The sequence below is a fragment of the Paenibacillus sp. N119s genome (assembly GCF_059447605.1).
This window is the reverse complement of sequence record NZ_JCAJRU010000537.1, coordinates 1-368: the sequence shown is the minus strand read 5'-3', so window position 1 is coordinate 368 and position 368 is coordinate 1. Positions and strand designations below refer to the sequence as shown.

The window sequence follows — 368 nt, the reverse complement described above, 5'->3', positions numbered from 1 at the left end:
GGCACAAGCTGCGCTTGTTCTTCCACATAGGTGTGGAATACCCCTTCGGATTGCTTTTCATCACTCCATGCAGCTACACCTACGGATCCAAAACCGTCGATGATTTTTGCTTTTTCAGCAGCAGTTACGAGCTCCAGCTCATCCACCCATGCATCTGGTCTGTGGATCGCTTCTTCAATCATATGCAGCAAATGCTCACGGATTTGCTCTACAGCTGTACGTTCCAGCACCTGTGCGTTGTACTCCAAATGGACATGAATTTCATCGCCTGGCACCACTGTAATGTTGAAATCATAGTTTGTTTGCTCCGACACAGAAGCATTGGCAATCGTAAAACCATTCGTGCCACGGCTACCCATCTGCTCCAT

General features: G+C 48.1%; 1 protein-coding gene. It reads right to left on the bottom strand.

The features are described 5' to 3' along the window. A partial coding sequence (locus AC5V8P_RS26210) for a condensation domain-containing protein (protein WP_495474132.1) occupies positions 1 to 368 on the bottom strand: 368 nt, incomplete at both ends.